The following is an 18,289-nucleotide window of genomic DNA, read 5'->3' as shown; positions in this document are numbered from 1 at the left end:
CGGTCAGTAGTGATACCACTTCACTTCAAGCATCACTTCGTTCACCGGCGTTGCCAAGTGGCTGAACTCCCGTTGTGCACTCAGGCGCACACCCAGGTTGCGTGATACTTCCCACTGCTGATTCAGGCTGATACTACGCCTTACCTCGCCATTGGTGAAAAAGTCGCCCTTGGCCTCCAGGCTCAGGTTGCCCAGTGGGTTTTTCCACAGCAGGCCGGTATTAAAGCCGGCCGCAGGGGAGATGAATTCGCTGAAGTCGTTGTTATGTTCCACACGTACGGTGCCGAGGGCGAAGCCGAGCATGTCGTCGTGCAGTTGCCAGGTGCCGCCGGCGCCGCCGTTGACATGGCTGACCAGGGTTTCGTCGTCATGTTTGCCCGGTACCCGTTCCAGGCCGCCGGTGACCTGCCAGGACAACGGCTGCAGCAGCTCATTGCGCGGAGTCAGGGAGCGGATGGTCGCCAGGTCCAATTGCTGCAATTGCCAGTTGTTGCCTTCGTACTGGCGCAGTTTCATTTGCAGGATCTCGATCTGCGCGCCCAGGGGGAAGCCTTCGGCGTTGTCGTTGAGGTCGTGGTAGGCCATGCGCAGGCCGTACTCAGCAAAGGCCTTGTCGCCACGGGTGCCGATACCGGCCTGCCAGGTGCGCGACTCATGGCCGTTCTCCGGCAGGCCGGGGCGCTCGATCTGCAGGTCGGGCGCCGGGTTCTGGTTGATCGCCCGCAACAACTCGAAGCTGCGCTGGGAGCGTTCGCTGTCGCGCTCCAGGCCGTTGGCGCGGTAGCGGCCCAGGCGGTAGGCGGCGTCGATGATCAGGGCCTGGCGGTCTTTGCCGAGGGCTTTGAATGTCGGGGCTTGCAGCTGCTTCTGGTCATCGCTGATCTTTAGCACCCATTGCTGCTCGTCACTGTCCAGGGGCTTGGCGCGCTCCAGCAATTCGCGTTCGCGGGACGGACGGTAGTCGATCTTTTCCACCAGGCCCGCGTCCTTCACCGCTTTCACGGTGTCGGTGGGGATGGCGGTCAGCGGGAACTGTTCGGTCAGGCGCAGGCCGGGGCGGGCCACTTGCAGCAATTCCAGCAGGCGGTACGAACAGTTTTCATCGAAGAAGAAGTAGTCGAACTGGATCTGCTTGAGTTCCCACACATGCTCGACCATGCGCTCGGTCTCGACCTGGGTCAGGTTCAGGCGGTATTCCCACAGGTCGCGGTTCTCCAGGCTACGGTATTCCGAGAGTTTTTCCTGGTAGGGCACCAGGGCGAACAGGCCGGGATAACCACCCATCAGGCCTTTCCAGGCGTAGAGGATGCTGTTGTCCGAACCTTCAATGTAGGCGCCGAAGTTGATCGCGTAGCTGAGTAACGCGGTCTTGTTGCTTTGCACGTCAGCCTGGTCGATACGCAGCAAGGTATGGCCGAACATCGACGACGGGCTGTTGAGGTAGGCCGCGGGGAAGATCATCACCGCGCTGTGGGGCGCGACATCCTTGAACCATTGCTTGAATTCGACGCAGTCCACGGCGGGCAGGTCGGTCAGGTGCAACTGGTCCTTGAGCCAGCGGGTGCGGGCCGGGTACACGCATTGAGCATGTTTTTCGCCGAGGCTGGCCGGTGCGTAGAGCGCGTCAACGGTGGCCTTGAGTTCGGCGTCCGGGTGGTGCGCGCCCTCTTTGGCGAGGAAGAATTTCGCGTCGCTGACATGGCTGCGCCAGCCTTTGAGCTTGCCGGCTTCGTAGTGCCCCAGCGAGAGCCAGAACGGATCATTGGCCAGGTGCTGCAAACGTTGATCATCAAGGTGCGGCGCCGCATATAGCGGGGCGCAGGCGAAGAGTGCCAGGCTGGCAAGGCGTTTGAGCATAGGGGCAACTTAAGTCGGAATAAATAAAGACCCAAGAAAGGGGCAGGTCCAAAAAATAAAACCCGCGCCGGGTAAGGGCGCGGGCAAGTCGAGCTTAAGCCTGGGTGGCGTATTTCGCCAGGCGGGCGTCGCCTTTGAGGATTGCCAGGGTGTTGGAATGCACGTCTTCTGCGGTCACGTCAGCCTTGCTGAAGATCTGCTGGAAGTGCTCGTGAGTCACAGCGGCGAAGTGATCACGATCTTCTGGAGCAACGCCCAGGACCACGGCATAGGTGGTCAGAGCTTCGCCATTGCCTTTGGCCATGTCTTCGGACAGCTCGTTCATCATGCCATTCATGGCAATCCACGATTTGCCGCCGTAAGTCAGCGCGCTGTTGGTGCTGCAACCGTTGGTGCCCGAGGTCATGCCGAAGGTGGCGTTACCGGAGGTGCCGTTGGTGGTGGACGCGAGGAAGTGAGCCGGCGTGCCGCGCTGGCCTTCGAACAACATGTTGCCCCAACCACAGTTCGGGCCACCTGGCGCTTCGGCCATTGCATTGAGGGAGACAACGGTGAAGAGAGTACCGAGAAGGATCCGTTTCATAGCTTTGTTCTCTTAGTGTGCAAACCAATGGACAAGGGTTCAGGCGCCGCAAAGCACCCTAGGGGCCAGTTATTAGTCCAACCCGCGCAGTTTGGAGTTTAGGCATGTTCCAAGGGTTCCGTGGTTTTTTGTAAAACAATCAATGCAGACTGGTTTTTTTGCAGGCGGCATCCCGTGTCTATGCTTTACCTCAGTCGTGCCTTGCCAGCCGGCTACGCACGGCGCCAGAATGCCGCCATTGCCCCGCCTGATGTAAGGAAGCCCGATGCCTGATCCTGTTGCTGCCAGCTTGCGTCTAGCGCCCGAAGCGCTGACCCGTCCTTTCTCCGCTGAACAGTTCAGCTTCTCGACCACCAATGATTTGGAGCCCTTTCGCGGTGTGCTTGGCCAGGAACGCGCGGTTGAAGCCTTGCAGTTCGGTGTGGCCATGCCGCGCCCCGGTTACAACGTATTTGTCATGGGCGAGCCCGGTACCGGCCGTTTCTCGTTCGTCAAACGCTACCTCAAGGCCGAAGGCAAGCGCCTGCAGACCCCGGCAGACTGGGTCTACGTCAATAACTTCGACGAGCCCCGCGAGCCCCGCGCCCTGGAGTTGCCTGCGGGCGGTGCGGCGCCCTTTATCGCCGATATCAGTAGCCTGATCGACAACCTTGTCGCCACCTTTCCGGCAGTGTTCGAGCACCCAACGTATCAACAGCGCAAAAGTGCTATCGACCGTGCCTTCAACCAGCGCTACGACCGTGCCCTGGATGTGATCGAGCGCCTGGCCCTGGAAAAGGACGTGGCGCTGTACCGTGACAGCACCAATATCGCGTTTACCCCGATGCTCGATGGCAAGGCCCTGGACGAGGCCGAGTTCTCGCAGTTGCCGGAAGCCGACCGCGAGCGTTTCCACACGGATATTTCCGCGTTGGAAGAGCGCCTCAACGAAGAACTCGCCAGCTTGCCGCAGTGGAAGCGCGAGTCCAACAACCAGATGCGCCATTTCAACGAAGAGACCATCACCCTGGCCTTGCAGCCGTTGCTGGCGCCGTTGTCGGAAAAGTACGCCGAGAACGCCGGGGTGTGCGGCTACCTGCAAGCCATGCAGGTCTATCTGCTCAAGACCGTGGTCGAACTGCTGGTGGATGACGCGAAAACCGACGCCCAGGCGCGCAAGTTGCTCGAAGAGCAGTACTGCCCGAGCCTGGTGGTAGGCCATCCGCTCAATGGTGGGGCGCCGGTGGTGTTCGAACCGCACCCGACCTACGACAACCTGTTTGGCCGTATCGAATACAGCACTGACCAGGGCGCGCTTTACACCACCTATCGCCAGCTGCGCCCGGGGGCGTTGCACCGCGCCAACGGTGGGTTCCTGATCCTCGAAGCCGAGAAAATGCTCAGCGAGCCATTTGTCTGGGATGCGCTCAAGCGAGCCCTGCAATCGCGCAAGCTGAAGATGGAGTCGCCCCTGGGCGAGTTGGGCCGCCTGGCCACTGTGACCCTCAACCCGCAAGTGATCCCGTTGCAGGTCAAGGTCATCATCATCGGCGCCCGTTCGCTGTACTACACCCTGCAAGACCTGGATCCGGACTTCCAGGAGATGTTCCGGGTGCTGGTGGATTTCGATGAAGATATCCCGATGGTCGATGAGAGCCTGGAGCAATTCGCCCAGTTGCTCAAAACCCGCACCTCGGAAGAAGGCATGGCGCCGCTGACCTCGGATGCCGTGGCGCGGCTGGCGACCTACAGCGCCCGTCTGGCGGAGCACCAGGCGCGCTTGTCGGCGCGGATCGGCGACCTGTTCCAACTGGTCAGCGAGGCGGACTTCATCCGTCATCTGGCGGGCGACGAACGCACCGACGCCGGGCATATCGAGCGTGCACTGAAAGCCAAGGCCACGCGCACCGGGCGGGTCTCGGCGCGGATTCTCGATGACATGCTCGCCGGGGTCATTCTCATCGACACGGCGGGTGCCGCAGTGGGCAAATGCAACGGGCTGACCGTGCTGGAGGTCGGTGATTCGGCGTTCGGTGTGCCTGCGCGGATTTCCGCCACGGTGTACCCCGGCGGCAGCGGCATCGTCGATATCGAGCGCGAGGTCAACCTCGGCCAGCCGATCCACTCCAAGGGCGTGATGATCCTCACCGGTTACCTGGGCAGCCGTTATGCCCAGGAATTCCCCCTGGCGATCTCCGCAAGTATCGCCCTGGAGCAATCCTACGGTTATGTCGATGGCGACAGCGCCTCGTTGGGCGAGGCCTGCACGTTGATTTCGGCACTGTCGAAGACGCCGCTCAAGCAGTGCTTTGCCATCACCGGCTCAATCAACCAGTTCGGCGAAGTGCAGGCGGTGGGTGGGGTCAACGAGAAGATCGAAGGTTTCTTCCGCCTGTGCGAGGCCCGTGGTTTGACCGGGGAGCAGGGTGCGATCATTCCCCAGGCCAACGTCGCGACGTTGATGCTCGACGAGAAGGTCTTGCAGGCGGTAAGGCAAGGGCAGTTCCACGTGTATGCCGTGCGCCAGGCCGACGAAGCCTTGAGCCTGTTGGTGGGCGAGCCAGCCGGTGAGCCGGATGCCGAAGGGCAATTCCCCGAGGGCAGCGTCAATGCCCGCGTGGTTGAGCGTCTGCGGGCCATTGCCGAGATGATCAGCGAAGAAGACCTCAAGGAGGCGGAAAAGGAGCTGGCGCAGCAGGCGTTGGCGGCAGCCAAGCCAAGCTGAGGTTTCCACTGTAGGTGCGCGAGCTTGCTCGCCCCTACAGACAGCGTGTCATGATTTTGACTGGGTTTTTCGGGACCAGCCGCCGTTGGTCCCTACGGCCTTGGTTTGTACCGGTTTTCTTCTATTCTCAGCTCTAGGGATAGCTACAGGGGTCATGGGATAGAGACAGCCTTGTGTCTGGAGGCTGAACACCGGATCTACCGAGGGTCGCCGCCATGCCGCGCAGCCTTTGCCTCACTCGCCAGTGCCTGGGCCTGGTCACCCGAATTGAATGTTCCATTCGCCCTCTTGCGGGGGATACCGGGATGTGGACGTTGCTGTTTGCCGCCGGAATGACCGGCGAGCAGCCCTCGACCATCAAGTCCCAGGGGCCCTTCCCTGGGCCGTTCGTCGCAGAAAATATGCTGGATTCCATCGTGCAAAGCCTGACCCTGCACGGCTATGAACTGGCCGACGATCCGCAGATATGGTGCCTGCACCTGCAGGCACACCTGCGCCAGCTCAATGGCGGGCGGGTTCATGCGGTTCACCTCTAGCCCACGGCTTATTTGGTCTCGGGCTTGTCCAGCTTGACCTCAAAGCCGTATTGCAGCGTGTTCAGCGCAGTGCGCTGGTAGGTTTCAAGCACGGTCGGCTGGCCATAAAAGTAATGCACGTCAAACAGTGCGGTGCCGTATTCCTCGGCGCGGTGGCTGACGCCTAGGATTTCCTTCAGGTAGTTGCCGCTGGCGTCCTTGGCAAAGAACCGCCAGCTGTCGGAAGGGAACAGCGCCTGGTCGACGATCAGGGCGTTATCTTTCAGCAACAGGCCCTTGGGCAAGTGCGTGGTGTCGAGGGTGTTTTTTTCGATCGTGGCCAGGAACAGCGGGATGGATCCCACCGCATAGGCCGGGGTTTCCGGGAATAAATTGAGATCGTAGGTGATGGCGCCGCGCCATGGGTCGACTTCAAAGGCTTCGGTGGGCAACTCGATGGGTTCCCCGCGGTTGCCTTCATCATCTGCGGTAAAGAACGTCAGCGGGGCGTCGCTGCTGGTGCGTGTCGAGCCGACCAGGTCGTCATTGAAGGTGAAAGGGTGGTCGAAGGTGATGTGGGCGGCGCTGGCGTCCTCCACTGACTGGCTGATGGTGATGCTGCTTTTGAGCTGGTCTTCGGAGAGCGTGGCACTTTTGAGCCAGTCCGCAGCTTGGTCGTCATACACGGTGACCGGCATGGGCAGGCCCTGGACGGTCTTTTCCAGGCTGTTCTTGTCGAAGCGCCGTACAGGCAGCTCCAGATCCTTATGGGTGACTGTCGCGTCGGAGAAATCCAGCACGTTGACCTGCAGCGTATCGATCACCCCATTGAAGTAGACCTTGGCGTAGTGGCTGGCCTGCTTTTGTTCAAAGGCTTTTTGCGCGTCCTCCAACTGTTTCTCAAAGGCCTCGGACCAGGTGTTCTGCTTGCGCATCTGTGCCAGTTGCTGCTCGTAGAAGGCGACCTGGGCGGCACTTTCGTTGATCGAACCGGAGCGGGAAAGAAACTGCCCCGTGGTGTCCCGGGCCTGGACCAGCAGCGGGTTGGGTGATTCATCTGCCACTTGTGGCGCCAGGGGGCTGGTGTTGCTCAGCTCGATCTCTGCGTAGTTGTTTTCCAGGGCCAGCAGGGTCAGCGTGATGTTTTCCTGAGTGCGTTTCTGGCCCACGTCCTGGCGGGTCAGGTCGAAGGCCAGGACTTTACTCGGGGCAATCACCTCGACCTGGCCTTTGAGCATGACAGGCTGCGGCTGGCTCTTGTTGTCCGTCTCGATACCTTCGATAAACGGATAGGTCACGGTCAGGTCGTCCGGGTTGGTCAGGTTGGAGCTGCTGGGGCTCAACTGAATGCCGGGGTCGGTTTCCGACCATTCCGGCTGGAACGGGATGATCTTGTTGTTGCTCAGGGTCACCGACTGCCATTCCAGGCCATGGGGAAAGGGGAATTGGTCCGGCATATTGAAACTGAACGGGAACACCGGTTGCAGATCGGTCAGGTAGTCCGAGTGCGAGTTCTTGCGCAGGACAAACAGCCCGTTGATGTAGGTATCTACCAGGGCTTGCGGGGTAGGGTAGTGGGCAAGCACGGCCAGGGCGTTTTCCCCGTACTCGGTCTCGACAGGCCTGGTGTCGAGCTTGATGCGCGCCCGCTCCAGTAGCAGCAGCGAGCCGCCCAGTTCGCCTACGGCCTCTTTGAGGCGGGGATCCTGGATGGTATCCAGGGACTGTTCGAACTGGGCGGTTTTTTCTTCGAGAGTGGCTTGCTTGTGCTCGTCGCTGGGGGAGCAGCCGCTGGCCGCCAGCAATGCCACACACAGGCCAAGACTGGCCAAGGGAGATCGCACATCCATTATTTGAGATTCCTGTCCGGCAGCATCGAGCCACGTTGATGGGGCCGACACTAGCAGAAAAATTGTCTTACAGAAGCGCTACAGGTCAGTTTCCGGGTGGTTATGGCGCGATGCGCGCGGCTGATATACTCGCCGCCATTTCTAGCCAAGCTGTGTGAGATTCCATGGAACGCTTTATCGAAAATGCAATGTACGCCTCCCGCTGGCTGCTGGCGCCGATCTATTTCGGCTTGTCCCTCGGGCTGCTGGCGTTGGCGCTGAAATTCTTCCAGGAAGTGATCCATCTGCTGCCCAATGTCTTTGCGATGGCCGAGTCGGAGCTGATCCTGGTGCTGCTGTCGTTGATCGACATGGCCCTGGTGGGTGGCTTGCTGGTGATGGTGATGATCTCCGGCTACGAGAACTTCGTCTCGCAACTGGATATTGACGACAACAAGGAAAAGCTCAACTGGCTGGGCACCATGGACTCTTCGTCGCTGAAGATGAAAGTGGCGGCCTCCATCGTGGCGATTTCCTCGATCCACCTGCTGCGTATCTTCATGGATGCCAAGAATGTCGATCCACAGCATCTGATGTGGTACGTGATCATTCACATGACCTTCGTGATCTCGGCGTTTGCCATGGGCTACCTGGATAAACTCACCAAGCATTGATCCGCGCCGAACGCCTGTTTGCCTGGGATTTTGGGCTGATCAAGCGTAGGGCGAGTGTGCTAGTCTGCTCGCCCTTTTAGTTTGGATGACACGCAAGAAACTGCGCTTTTGCAGGATCTTGGGTTTGTCCTACAGCGGAGCCTTTCCATGTCCGAAGTCAATCTGTCCACCGACGAAACCCGCGTCAGCTACGGCATTGGCCGTCAGTTGGGTGACCAACTGCGCGACAACCCGCCACCGGGCGTCAGCCTGGACGCGATCCTGGCCGGTCTGACCGACGCGTTCGGCGGCAAGCCAAGCCGTGTTGACCAGGAACAAATGGCTGCCAGCTTCAAAGTGATCCGCGACATCATGCAAGCCGAAGCAGCCGCCAAGGCTGAAGCGGCCGCGGGTGCTGGCCTGGCTTTCCTGGCTGAAAACGCCAAGCGTGACGGCATCACCACCCTGGCTTCCGGCCTGCAATTTGAAGTGCTGACCGCTGGCGACGGCGCCAAGCCGACCCGTGAAGACCAGGTGCGTACCCACTACCATGGCACCCTGATCGACGGCACTGTGTTCGACAGCTCCTACGAGCGTGGCCAGCCGGCAGAATTCCCGGTCGGCGGCGTGATCGCTGGCTGGACCGAAGCCCTGCAACTGATGAATGCCGGCAGCAAATGGCGCCTGTACGTGCCGAGCGAACTGGCTTACGGCGCACAAGGCGTTGGCAGCATCCCGCCGCACAGCGTTCTGGTATTTGACGTCGAGCTGCTCGACGTTCTGTAAGACCCGCTGCAGGTTACGCCTGGCTCTCTATAGGGCCGGGCTTGTGTGGGGGCTGGCTTGCCTGCATCGCGAGCAAGCCAGTTTCCACATAAAGCGGGTAGTGGCTCATGGGTGAAACTTGCCATTGAGCTCCGTCACCGGGCGCAACGCTCGGGCATAGCAGAACAGAAACAGATTCCTCACCACCTCCTTCAGCACTCCAGGCTCACTGGAACTCAGGCCGTTGACGTCCAGATCGCCCTGGTCCTGCAGTTCATTCAGCGCTTCTTCTTCCAGCACCGCACACACTTCGCCGGTTTCCCGATGAAGGATCCGCAGGTAAGGGTGCGGACGGTCCAGCCAGGCATCAATCAAATAAGTCATGGGTCGCATCTCCTTGAAAGGTTTCAATGAGAATAATTCTTATTCGTAGAATAGCAAGTGCCTATTGGCAATTTCCTGGTTTTTCGGAGTGGGCATGTGGGCATTGTGCAAGGTCAGCAGAGCTGGCCTTTTGCTACTGGGGAGGTCATGGGGGGAGGGTGAAACGCCATCCCGCGTCAGGCGCGGGATGGGGGGCAGGCCGGTCAGACCTTGCGGACGAACTCGGACTTGAGCTTCATCGGGCCGATACCGTCGATCTTGCAGTCGATATCGTGGTCGCCATCGCACAGGCGGATGTTCTTGACCTTGGTGCCGACCTTGACCACCAGCGAGGTGCCCTTGACCTTGAGGTCCTTGATCACGGTGATGGTGTCGCCGTCTTGCAGGACGTTACCAACAGAGTCTTTTTTTACGGTTTCATCGCTGGTTGTTTCGGCTTCACCACCGGCGGACCACTCATGGGCGCATTCCGGGCAGATCAGCTGGGCGCCGTCTTCGTAGGTGTATTCGGAATTGCATTTTGGGCAGGGTGGCAACGTGCTCACTAAAGCTCCTTGAAAGTCAGGATGGCTAAAAGTCGCACATTATATAGGGTTTTGTCGGGGGGAGGGGCGATGCGGTCTAAATGTGGAAGCTGGCTTGCCTGCGATGCAGGCACCTCGGTCTATCAGCTGTAGCGAGGTGATGCTATCGCAGGCAAGCCTGCTTCCACAGAGCGTTAGTGAGTACGGGCTACCGCAAACTCACTCAACTCCACCAGGGCATCCCGGTATTCGCTGGCTGGAAGGGCTTCCAGGCATTTGATGGCGCGGGCCACGTAGTCACGGGCCAGTTGTGCGGTGTAGTCGAGCGAGCCCGAGGCTTCCACGGCGGCGCGGATGCTTTCCAGGTCTTCGATGCCGCCTTTCTGGATCGCCTTGCGCACCAGTGCCGCTTGTTCCGGGGTGCCTTCGCGCATGGTGTAGATCAGCGGCAGGGTCGGCTTGCCTTCGGCCAGGTCGTCACCGACGTTCTTGCCCAGGGTTTCTGCGTCGCCGCGATAATCGAGCAGGTCATCCACCAACTGGAAGGCCACGCCCAGGTGATCGCCAAAGGTGCGCAGGGCTTCGGCCTGTTCGGCGGTCGCCTCGCACAGGGCAGCGGCGCTGTGGGTCGAAGCTTCGAAGAGCATCGCGGTCTTGCCGCGAATCACTTCCATGTAGGTTTCTTCGGTGGTGCTGGCGTCGCGTACCTTGGACAGTTGCAGCACTTCGCCTTCGGCGATGATGCGCGTGGCCTGGGACAGGATCTTCATCACCGGCATCGAGCCCAGTTCGACCATCATTTCGAACGAACGCGAATACAGGAAATCACCCACCAGCACGCTGGGCGCGTTGCCCCACATGGCATTGGCGGTCTCGCGACCCCGGCGCATGCCAGACATGTCGACCACGTCGTCGTGCAGCAGGGTGGCGGTGTGCAGGAACTCGATAGTGGCGGCCAGCAGGCGCAGGTCATCGCCTTCGCGGCCCAGGGCCTTGCCACACAGCAGCACTAATAAAGGACGCAGGCGTTTACCGCCGGCCGAAGTAATGTAGTCGCCAATTTTGGAGACCAGCGGCACTTTAGAAGTCAGTTGCTTCTTGATGATGCCGTCGACGGCGCTAAAATCGTCCGCCACCGCGCGGTAGAAAGCTTGGGGTTGCATCAGCGACAGTCGCTCCAGAAGGGTTGCGCGGCATGCTAGGACCCGCGCCCCTGGGTGTCAAGGCGCGATAGACGGCTACTTGCAAGCCTTCCACAGCTTGCGTACAATCGCGCACCCTGAACTTCCTGGGCAGCACCTGCCTTACGCAATTGCATTCGGGACGTCCATCCCATGCAGCCATGCCAGCCAATACCTCTTCTTATAAAGCGCTGGGTGAGCAGGATTATCGGAGAAATACCATGTCGTACGCAGTAATTGTTACTGGTGGCAAGCAATACAAGGTCGCCCCAGGTGAATACCTGAAGATCGAAAAACTGGAAATCGCTACCGGCGAATCCGTTACTTTTGATCGCGTTCTGTTGGTCGCCAATGGCGATGACGTGAACATCGGCGCTCCAGTTGTTGCTGGCGCTACCGTTGTGGCTGAAGTGATCTCCCAAGGTCGTCACGATAAAGTCCGCATCATCAAGTTCCGTCGTCGTAAGCACCACATGAAGCGTATGGGCCACCGCCAGTGGTACACCGAGATCAAAATCACCGGTATTCAGGCTTAATTTCAGCCTAATTCCTCACTAGGAGAATTGACTCATGGCACACAAAAAAGCTGGTGGTAGTACCCGTAACGGTCGCGACTCAGAAGCCAAACGCCTTGGCGTTAAGATGTATGGCGGCCAGAAAATCATTCCGGGCAACATCATCGTGCGTCAGCGCGGCACCCAATTCCACGCCGGTTACGGTGTAGGCATGGGTAAAGATCACACCCTCTTCGCGAAAATCGAAGGCGTGATCAAGTTTGAAGTAAAAGGCGCGTTCAACCGCCGTTACGTGAGCGTTGTCTCGGCTTAATTGCGAGCTCGCTGGAAAAGCCCTGTCTTGCGACGGGGCTTTTTCGTTTGTGGGGTGAGTCTCTTGCAAAGCTGTTTGTGGTGGGCGAAGGCAGCGGGATTTGCGGTCGCTGATTGAGGTTGCTGCGCTCATTTTTGCAAGAGTCTTATGTCTTGGTTTCTTAAGCTCGTCCGTGCGGCGAGAGGCGTTTTGTTATGAAGTTCGTTGATGAAGTTTCGATCCGAGTAAAAGCTGGCGACGGCGGCAATGGTTGCATGAGTTTCCGTCGCGAAAAGTTCATCGAAAACGGTGGCCCGAACGGCGGCGACGGTGGTGATGGCGGTTCCATCTACATGATGGCCGACGAAAACCTCAATACCCTGGTGGACTACCGTTACACCCGGCACTTCGATGCCGAGCGCGGCTCCAACGGCGGCAGCACTGACTGCACCGGTAAAAAGGGTGAGGATCTGGTGCTGCGTGTGCCGGTCGGCACCACGATCATCGACTCTGCCACCCAGGAAGTGATTGGCGACCTGACCAAGGCCGGCCAGAAACTGATGGTTGTGCAGGGTGGCTGGCACGGTCTGGGTAACACCCGATTCAAGTCCAGTACCAACCGTGCGCCGCGCCAGACCACGCCGGGCAAGCCGGGCGAGCAGCGTGACCTGAAGCTGGAAATGAAAGTGCTGGCGGATGTGGGCCTGCTGGGTCTGCCAAACGCGGGCAAAAGTACCTTCATTCGCTCGGTGTCGGCCGCTAAGCCGAAAGTTGCGGACTACCCGTTCACCACTCTGGTGCCAAACCTGGGTGTGGTCAGCGTCGATCGCTGGAAGAGCTTCGTGATCGCGGATATTCCGGGCCTGATCGAAGGTGCTTCTGATGGCGCGGGTCTGGGGATTCGCTTCCTCAAGCACTTGTCCCGTACCCGTCTGTTGCTGCACCTCGTCGACATGGCGCCGCTGGATGAAACCAGTGCGCCGGACGCGGCTGAAGTGATCGTCAACGAATTGACCAAGTTCAGTCCGTCCCTGGCTGAGCGTGACCGTTGGCTGGTGCTGAACAAGTGCGACCAGATCCTCGAGGAAGAGCACGAAGAGCGGGTCAAGGAAATCGTTGACCGCCTACAGTGGGAAGGTCCGGTCTACGTGATCTCCGCCATTGCCAAAGAAGGCACTGAGCGTTTGACTCGCGACATCATGCGCTACCTGGAAGATCGTGCTGATCGCCTGGCTGCCGACCCAGCCTACAAGGCTGAATTGGCTGACCTCGATCAGCGTATCGAAGACGAGGCGCGTGCCCAGTTGCAGGCGCTGGATGATCAGCGTGCCCTGCGTCGCAGTGGCGTCAAGTCGGTCCATGACATCGGTGACGATGATTGGGACGAGGAAGATGTGGATGATGAAGATGGTCCAGAAATCATTTACGTGCGTGACTGATCTGTTGCGATAAACTTAAGCGCCGCTCAATCGAGCGGCGTTTTAGTATCTGGAAATCGGTAGTCACGAATAACGTTATGGGCGGCGCTGGGTCGCGTGGCCCTCAATCTAAGGTTGAAGATGATGCGGAGCAAAGTGACGGGTGCGCAACGCTGGGTCGTAAAGATCGGGAGTGCGCTGCTGACGGCGGATGGCAAGGGGCTGGATCGTGCAGCCATGAGCGTCTGGGTTGAACAGATGGTGGCCTTGCATGAGGCAGGTGTCGAGTTGGTGCTGGTGTCGTCCGGGGCGGTTGCCGCCGGGATGAGCCGCCTTGGCTGGACCGCGCGACCCAGCGCGATGCATGAGTTGCAGGCCGCTGCTGCGATTGGTCAGATGGGGTTGGTGCAGGCCTGGGAATCCAGTTTTGCCGAGCACGGCCGCCATACCGCGCAGATTCTGCTGACCCATGACGATCTGTCCGACCGCAAGCGCTACCTCAATGCCCGTAGCACCTTGCGTGCCCTGGTCGAGCTCAAGGTGATCCCGGTGATCAACGAGAACGACACCGTGGTGACCGACGAAATCCGCTTTGGCGATAACGACACCCTGGCGGCCCTGGTGGCCAACCTGGTGGAGGCTGACCTGCTGGTGATACTCACGGATCGCGATGGCATGTTTGACGCCGATCCGCGCAACAATCCTGACGCTCAGCTGATTTACGAAGCGCGGGCCGATGATCCGGCGCTCGATGCGGTGGCGGGCAGTGTCGGTGGTGCATTGGGGCGTGGTGGCATGCAGACCAAGCTACGCGCGGCGCGCCTGGCGGCCCGTTCGGGTGCCCATACCATCATCGTCGGCGGGCGCCTGGAGCGCGTGCTGGATCGCCTCAAGGCAGGCGAGCGCATCGGCACATTGCTGTCGCCCGAGCGTGGCATGCTGGCGGCGCGTAAGCAGTGGCTGGCTGGCCATCTGCAGACCCGTGGCACCCTGGTGCTGGATGCGGGTGCGGTGTCGGCGCTGTCCCAGGGCAACAAGAGCTTGTTGCCGGTAGGCGTCAAGCTGGTCCAGGGTAGCTTCCGGCGCGGTGAAATGGTGGTGTGTGTCGCGCCGGACGGTCGTGAGATTGCCCGTGGGCTGGCCAACTACAGTGCCCTTGAGGCGCAGAAAATCATTGGGCAGTCGTCTGAGTCGATTGTCGGTCTGTTGGGTTACATGGCTGAGCCGGAACTGGTTCACCGCGATAACCTGATTCTGGTCTAAAGGGAAAATTGCGATGCGCGTAATGAAGGGGTTGCTGGGGCTGCTGATGGCGATGCCGCTGCTGGCTTCGGCCGAAGAGATTGGCCAGGTGTCGACCGTGTTCAAGTTTGTCGGCCCCAATGATCGGATCGTGGTCGAGGCTTTTGATGATCCCAAGGTAGAGGGCGTGACTTGCTACCTGTCTCGCGCCAAGACGGGTGGGGTGAAGGGTGGTCTGGGCTTGGCCGAGGATCGTGCCGAGGCATCCATTGCCTGTCGTCAGGTGGGGCCGATTCGCTTCAAGGGCGAGCTCAAGGATGGTGATGAGGTGTTCAAGGAGCGCACCTCGCTGGTGTTCAAGACCATGCAGGTGGTGCGTTTCCTCGACAAGAAGCGCAATACCCTGGTGTACCTGGTCTACAGCGACCGTCTGATCGAAGGCAGCCCGCAGAATGCGGTGACGGCGATTCCAATCCTGCCGTGGCCTGGCGCGCAATAAGCCTGGCAGCTCCGCTCTGCTTTATGTGGGGGCTGGCTTGCCTGCGATAGCGGTTTAACAGTCGACATCAATGTTGAGTGTTATGTATCCGTCGCGGGCAAGCCAGCTCCCACATTTGTTTTGGGGGAGGGCATAAATCGTAGGCAATAAAAAACCGACCCTGGGGTCGGTTTTTTAACAAGCTTATCGCTTAGGCTGCAGCAGCAAGGTTCAGAGCCTTGATGTGGCCATTCAGACGACCTTTATGGCGAGCAGCTTTGTTCTTGTGGATGATGCCTTTATCGGCCATACGGTCGATAACTGGCACGGCCAGAACGTAAGCAGCTTGAGCTTTTTCAGCGTCTTTTGCGTCAATGGCCTTAACTACATTCTTGATGTAGGTACGAACCATGGAACGCAGGCTGGCGTTGTGGCTGCGACGCTTCTCAGCCTGTTTTGCACGTTTTTTGGCGGAAGGTGTGTTGGCCACCGTCGAGCTCCTCGAAAGACTTTTTAGGAAATAGCAAACAAAATAGGCCGCGAATCATGCCGATGAGTTGAAGTCTTGTCAAGGGCGGCTGATGCGAACTGCTGAGTGGTCGATCTGAAGAGGCGGGTGATTTATTTCCGGCGCTTGACCTGTAAACTCGCGAGCTTTGGCTCTGTGCTGTTGCAGGCGCGCAGTATCGCATAAGTAGGCGCTTTGTTCGCCTGCTCTTTATCTATAGGCAAAAACTCTTTCAATGAATCTGCTCAAGTCGTTGGCCGCCGTCAGCTCGATCACCATGATTTCCCGGGTTCTGGGGTTTGTGCGTGACACCCTCATCGCACGTATTTTTGGCGCGAGCATGGCCACGGATGCCTTCTTTATCGCGTTCAAACTGCCCAACCTGCTGCGGCGGATCTTCGCCGAGGGCGCGTTTTCCCAGGCGTTCGTGCCGATCCTGGCGGAATACAAGACCCAGCAGGGCGAGGAGGCCACCCGCACCTTTATCGCCTATGTCTCGGGCCTGCTGACCCTGGTGCTGATGCTGGTGACCGTCGCCGGGATGCTCGCTGCGCCCTGGATTATCTGGGCCACGGCGCCCGGGTTTGCCAACACTCCGGAAAAATTCGCCCTGACCAGTGATCTGTTGCGGGTGACCTTTCCTTATATATTGCTGATTTCCCTGTCTTCCCTGGCGGGCGCGATCCTCAATACCTGGAACCGGTTCTCGGTGCCGGCGTTTGTGCCGACCCTGCTTAACGTCAGCATGATCATCTTTGCCCTGTTCCTCACGCCGTACTTCGATCCGCCGGTGATGGCGCTCGGCTGGGCGGTGCTGGCCGGTGGCCTGGCGCAACTGTTGTATCAACTGCCGCACCTGAAAAAGATTGGCATGCTTGTGCTGCCGCGCCTGAACCTCAAGGACACGGGTGTGTGGCGGGTGATGAAAAACATGCTGCCGGCGATTCTCGGGGTATCGGTCAGCCAGATTTCCCTGATTATCAACACCGCATTCGCTTCGTTGCTGGTCTCCGGTTCCGTGTCGTGGATGTATTACGCCGATCGCCTGATGGAGTTGCCCTCCGGTGTGCTGGGCGTGGCGCTGGGTACCATTTTGCTGCCGACCCTGGCTCGCACCTATGCCAGCAAGGACCGCCACGAATACTCGCGTATTCTCGATTGGGGCCTGCGCCTGTGCTTTGTGCTGGTGCTGCCATGCTCCCTGGCCCTGGGGATCCTGGCCGAGCCGCTGACCGTTTCGCTGTTCCAGTACGGCCAGTTCAGCGCGTTCGACGCCTTGATGACCCAGCGTGCATTGGTCGCCTATTCGGTGGGGTTGCTGGGGATTATCGTGATCAAGGTCCTCGCGCCGGGCTTTTACGCCCAGCAAAACATCCGGACCCCGGTGAAAATTGCGATTTTCACCCTGGTGGTCACCCAGCTGTTCAACCTGATCTTCATCGGGCCGCTGGCTCACGCGGGCCTGGCCCTGGCGATCAGTGCCGGGGCGTGCATCAATGCCGGCCTGTTGTTCTATCAATTGCGCAAACAAAAAATGTACCAGCCGCAGCCAGGCTGGGGCATGTTCGCCCTCAAATTGCTGGTAGCGGTGGCGGTGATGTCAGCGGTATTGCTGGGGTTGATGCACTGGATGCCTGCGTGGGGCGAGGGGCAGATGCTTGAGCGATTCCTGCGCCTGGGCCTGCTGGTGGTGGCCGGGGTGATCGCCTACTTTGGCATGTTGCTGCTGCTGGGCTTCCGCCTGCGGGATTTCAATCGCAAGGCGCTGAATTGATCGCAATCAACAATAAGCCGGCTGTTTTTTCGATTCGAATCATTTGGCCTGTGCTGTTGCCTGTCGTCCGGGGCCGGGTGTGGTTATAATCGACCACTTTATGAGCAAGAAGCGCGTTATGCAGCTGGTTCGAGGTCTCCACAACCTGCGCCCCGAGCATCGGGGCTGCGTCGCCACTATTGGCAACTTTGACGGTGTTCACCGTGGCCACCAGGCGATCCTGGCGCGGCTGCGCGAGCGCGCAGTCGAGTTGGGCGTGCCCAGCTGCGTGGTGATTTTCGAGCCGCAGCCCCGTGAGTTCTTCACTCCCGAGACGGCTCCAGCCCGTTTGGCCCGCTTGCGGGACAAGCTGCAACTGCTGGCCGAAGAGGGCGTGGACCGGGTTCTGTGCCTGGCCTTCAACCAGCGTTTGCGCAGTCTCAGCGCCACCGAGTTCGTCGACCGTATCCTCGTCGATGGCTTGGGCGTGCAGCATCTGGAGGTCGGCGACGACTTCCGCTTCGGTTGCGACCGGGTAGGGGATTTCGATTTCCTGCAGCAGGCCGGCGTGACCCAGGGGTTTACTGTCGAAGCCGCGCAAACCGTCGAACTGGACGGCCTGCGCGTGAGTAGCACCCAGGTGCGAAATGCCTTGGCCGCTGCCGACTTCGCCTTGGCCGAGCGTTTGCTCGGTCGCCCGTTCCGGATTGCCGGGCGGGTCCTGCACGGCCAGAAGCTGGCGCGCCAACTGGGCACGCCAACCGCCAACGTGCAACTCAAGCGCCGTCGCGTGCCACTGACCGGGGTGTACCTGGTGAGTGTCGATATTGACGGTAAACCCTGGCCCGGAGTCGCCAATATAGGCGTCAGGCCAACGGTTGCAGGTGATGGCAAGGCCCACCTGGAAGTTCACCTTTTGGATTTTGCCGGGGATTTGTATGACCGGCGTTTGACGGTGGTTTTCCACCAAAAGCTGCGTGAAGAGCAGCGATTCGCCTCCCTGGAGGCGCTGAAAACGGCGATCAATGCGGATGTCGCCGCCGCCCGTGCACTAGCCGCACCTAGCGCCCATCGCTAATGAAGAGCCT

At 59.6% G+C, this 18,289-nt stretch carries 18 protein-coding genes; 11 read left to right on the top strand and 7 right to left on the bottom strand.

The window, feature by feature from the left end; genetic code table 11:
• Positions 1-3 precede the first annotated feature (3 nt).
• Complete coding sequence (locus tag HU773_RS24090) at positions 4-1,857, bottom strand: Lnb N-terminal periplasmic domain-containing protein (RefSeq protein ID WP_186625041.1); 1,854 nt, start codon at positions 1,855-1,857, stop codon at positions 4-6.
• Between the two features lie 94 nt (positions 1,858-1,951).
• Positions 1,952-2,440 carry a DUF3015 domain-containing protein gene (locus tag HU773_RS24085; RefSeq protein ID WP_057441118.1) on the bottom strand — a complete coding sequence of 163 codons (489 nt, stop codon included), beginning with the start codon at positions 2,438-2,440 and terminating at the stop codon, positions 1,952-1,954.
• A gap of 265 nt (positions 2,441-2,705) precedes the next feature.
• Here HU773_RS24085 and HU773_RS24080 point away from each other — a divergent pair, with 265 nt between their 5' ends.
• Entirely contained in the window at positions 2,706-5,144 is a 2,439-nt protein-coding gene (locus HU773_RS24080; protein ID WP_057958386.1) for a Lon protease family protein, read from the top strand.
• A 215-nt stretch (positions 5,145-5,359) separates the two neighbouring features.
• Complete coding sequence (locus tag HU773_RS24075; protein ID WP_057441113.1) at positions 5,360-5,680, top strand: PA4575 family protein; 321 nt, start codon at positions 5,360-5,362, stop codon at positions 5,678-5,680.
• 8 nt (positions 5,681-5,688) lie between these two features.
• Here the strand turns inward: HU773_RS24075 and HU773_RS24070 are convergent, their stop codons facing one another.
• On the bottom strand, positions 5,689-7,509 hold the full coding sequence (locus HU773_RS24070; protein WP_120734173.1) for a hypothetical protein: 1,821 nt from the start codon (positions 7,507-7,509) through the stop codon (positions 5,689-5,691).
• A gap of 164 nt (positions 7,510-7,673) precedes the next feature.
• Between HU773_RS24070 and HU773_RS24065 the strand changes: the two genes are divergently transcribed.
• Together HU773_RS24065 and bamJ are read left to right on the top strand one after the other, a co-directional pair.
• On the top strand, positions 7,674-8,162 hold the full coding sequence (locus HU773_RS24065) for a TIGR00645 family protein (protein ID WP_057441112.1): 489 nt from the start codon (positions 7,674-7,676) through the stop codon (positions 8,160-8,162).
• A gap of 147 nt (positions 8,163-8,309) precedes the next feature.
• A complete protein-coding gene (gene bamJ / locus HU773_RS24060; protein WP_038443496.1) occupies positions 8,310-8,927 on the top strand; it encodes a BamJ family beta-barrel-assembly machinery protein in 618 nt (205 codons plus the stop codon).
• A 105-nt stretch (positions 8,928-9,032) separates the two neighbouring features.
• Here the strand turns inward: bamJ and HU773_RS24055 are convergent, their stop codons facing one another.
• The 3 genes from HU773_RS24055 to HU773_RS24045 form a co-directional block, all read right to left on the bottom strand.
• Positions 9,033-9,290 carry a PA4570 family protein gene (locus HU773_RS24055; RefSeq protein WP_038443494.1) on the bottom strand — a complete coding sequence of 86 codons (258 nt, stop codon included), beginning with the start codon at positions 9,288-9,290 and terminating at the stop codon, positions 9,033-9,035.
• A gap of 203 nt (positions 9,291-9,493) precedes the next feature.
• On the bottom strand, positions 9,494-9,835 hold the full coding sequence (locus tag HU773_RS24050) for a zinc ribbon domain-containing protein YjdM (protein WP_115129038.1): 342 nt from the start codon (positions 9,833-9,835) through the stop codon (positions 9,494-9,496).
• Positions 9,836-10,008: 173 nt separating this feature from the next.
• Positions 10,009-10,977 (bottom strand): polyprenyl synthetase family protein, encoded by a 969-nt coding sequence (locus HU773_RS24045; RefSeq protein WP_032861875.1) that lies wholly within the window; start codon positions 10,975-10,977, stop codon positions 10,009-10,011.
• Positions 10,978-11,216: 239 nt separating this feature from the next.
• On the opposite strand from HU773_RS24045, the gene rplU reads away from it, so the two are divergent.
• The 5 genes from rplU (at position 11,217) to HU773_RS24020 (ending at position 14,961) form a co-directional block, all read left to right on the top strand.
• On the top strand, positions 11,217-11,531 hold the full coding sequence (gene rplU, locus HU773_RS24040; RefSeq protein ID WP_003176051.1) for a 50S ribosomal protein L21: 315 nt from the start codon (positions 11,217-11,219) through the stop codon (positions 11,529-11,531).
• Between the two features lie 34 nt (positions 11,532-11,565).
• A complete protein-coding gene (rpmA, locus tag HU773_RS24035; protein ID WP_029292052.1) occupies positions 11,566-11,823 on the top strand; it encodes a 50S ribosomal protein L27 in 258 nt (85 codons plus the stop codon).
• Between the two features lie 194 nt (positions 11,824-12,017).
• Complete coding sequence (gene cgtA / locus HU773_RS24030; protein WP_057441108.1) at positions 12,018-13,241, top strand: Obg family GTPase CgtA; 1,224 nt, start codon at positions 12,018-12,020, stop codon at positions 13,239-13,241.
• Positions 13,242-13,364: 123 nt separating this feature from the next.
• Positions 13,365-14,483, top strand: a complete 1,119-nt coding sequence (gene proB, locus HU773_RS24025) for a glutamate 5-kinase (protein WP_057441105.1) — start codon at positions 13,365-13,367, stop codon at positions 14,481-14,483.
• 13 nt (positions 14,484-14,496) lie between these two features.
• Positions 14,497-14,961 carry a CreA family protein gene (locus HU773_RS24020; RefSeq protein WP_057441103.1) on the top strand — a complete coding sequence of 155 codons (465 nt, stop codon included), beginning with the start codon at positions 14,497-14,499 and terminating at the stop codon, positions 14,959-14,961.
• Positions 14,962-15,151: 190 nt separating this feature from the next.
• Here HU773_RS24020 and rpsT read toward each other — a convergent pair whose 3' ends face one another.
• Positions 15,152-15,430 carry a 30S ribosomal protein S20 gene (gene rpsT, locus HU773_RS24015; RefSeq protein ID WP_003215870.1) on the bottom strand — a complete coding sequence of 93 codons (279 nt, stop codon included), beginning with the start codon at positions 15,428-15,430 and terminating at the stop codon, positions 15,152-15,154.
• A 253-nt stretch (positions 15,431-15,683) separates the two neighbouring features.
• Here rpsT and murJ point away from each other — a divergent pair, with 253 nt between their 5' ends.
• Together murJ and ribF are read left to right on the top strand one after the other, a co-directional pair.
• On the top strand, positions 15,684-17,222 hold the full coding sequence (murJ, locus tag HU773_RS24010) for a murein biosynthesis integral membrane protein MurJ (protein WP_115129037.1): 1,539 nt from the start codon (positions 15,684-15,686) through the stop codon (positions 17,220-17,222).
• Positions 17,223-17,340: 118 nt separating this feature from the next.
• A complete protein-coding gene (ribF, locus tag HU773_RS24005) occupies positions 17,341-18,279 on the top strand; it encodes a bifunctional riboflavin kinase/FAD synthetase (RefSeq protein WP_169989537.1) in 939 nt (312 codons plus the stop codon).
• Positions 18,280-18,289: the final 10 nt, after the last annotated feature.

Source organism: Pseudomonas shahriarae (assembly GCF_014268455.2).
Taxonomy (GTDB): domain Bacteria; phylum Pseudomonadota; class Gammaproteobacteria; order Pseudomonadales; family Pseudomonadaceae; genus Aquipseudomonas; species Aquipseudomonas shahriarae.
This window is presented reverse-complemented; position numbering and strand designations above follow the sequence as displayed.

Coding starts and splice junctions, on each gene's coding strand:
- HU773_RS24090 (WP_186625041.1), bottom strand. CDS start 1,857: ATGCTCAAACGCCTTGCCAGCCTGGCACTCTTCGCCTGCGCCCCGCTA.
- HU773_RS24085 (WP_057441118.1), bottom strand. CDS start 2,440: ATGAAACGGATCCTTCTCGGTACTCTCTTCACCGTTGTCTCCCTCAAT.
- HU773_RS24080 (WP_057958386.1), top strand. CDS start 2,706: ATGCCTGATCCTGTTGCTGCCAGCTTGCGTCTAGCGCCCGAAGCGCTG.
- HU773_RS24075 (WP_057441113.1), top strand. CDS start 5,360: ATGCCGCGCAGCCTTTGCCTCACTCGCCAGTGCCTGGGCCTGGTCACC.
- HU773_RS24070 (WP_120734173.1), bottom strand. CDS start 7,509: ATGGATGTGCGATCTCCCTTGGCCAGTCTTGGCCTGTGTGTGGCATTG.
- HU773_RS24065 (WP_057441112.1), top strand. CDS start 7,674: ATGGAACGCTTTATCGAAAATGCAATGTACGCCTCCCGCTGGCTGCTG.
- bamJ (WP_038443496.1), top strand. CDS start 8,310: ATGTCCGAAGTCAATCTGTCCACCGACGAAACCCGCGTCAGCTACGGC.
- HU773_RS24055 (WP_038443494.1), bottom strand. CDS start 9,290: ATGACTTATTTGATTGATGCCTGGCTGGACCGTCCGCACCCTTACCTG.
- HU773_RS24045 (WP_032861875.1), bottom strand. CDS start 10,977: ATGCAACCCCAAGCTTTCTACCGCGCGGTGGCGGACGATTTTAGCGCC.
- rplU (WP_003176051.1), top strand. CDS start 11,217: ATGTCGTACGCAGTAATTGTTACTGGTGGCAAGCAATACAAGGTCGCC.
- rpmA (WP_029292052.1), top strand. CDS start 11,566: ATGGCACACAAAAAAGCTGGTGGTAGTACCCGTAACGGTCGCGACTCA.
- cgtA (WP_057441108.1), top strand. CDS start 12,018: ATGAAGTTCGTTGATGAAGTTTCGATCCGAGTAAAAGCTGGCGACGGC.
- proB (WP_057441105.1), top strand. CDS start 13,365: ATGCGGAGCAAAGTGACGGGTGCGCAACGCTGGGTCGTAAAGATCGGG.
- HU773_RS24020 (WP_057441103.1), top strand. CDS start 14,497: ATGCGCGTAATGAAGGGGTTGCTGGGGCTGCTGATGGCGATGCCGCTG.
- murJ (WP_115129037.1), top strand. CDS start 15,684: ATGAATCTGCTCAAGTCGTTGGCCGCCGTCAGCTCGATCACCATGATT.
- ribF (WP_169989537.1), top strand. CDS start 17,341: ATGCAGCTGGTTCGAGGTCTCCACAACCTGCGCCCCGAGCATCGGGGC.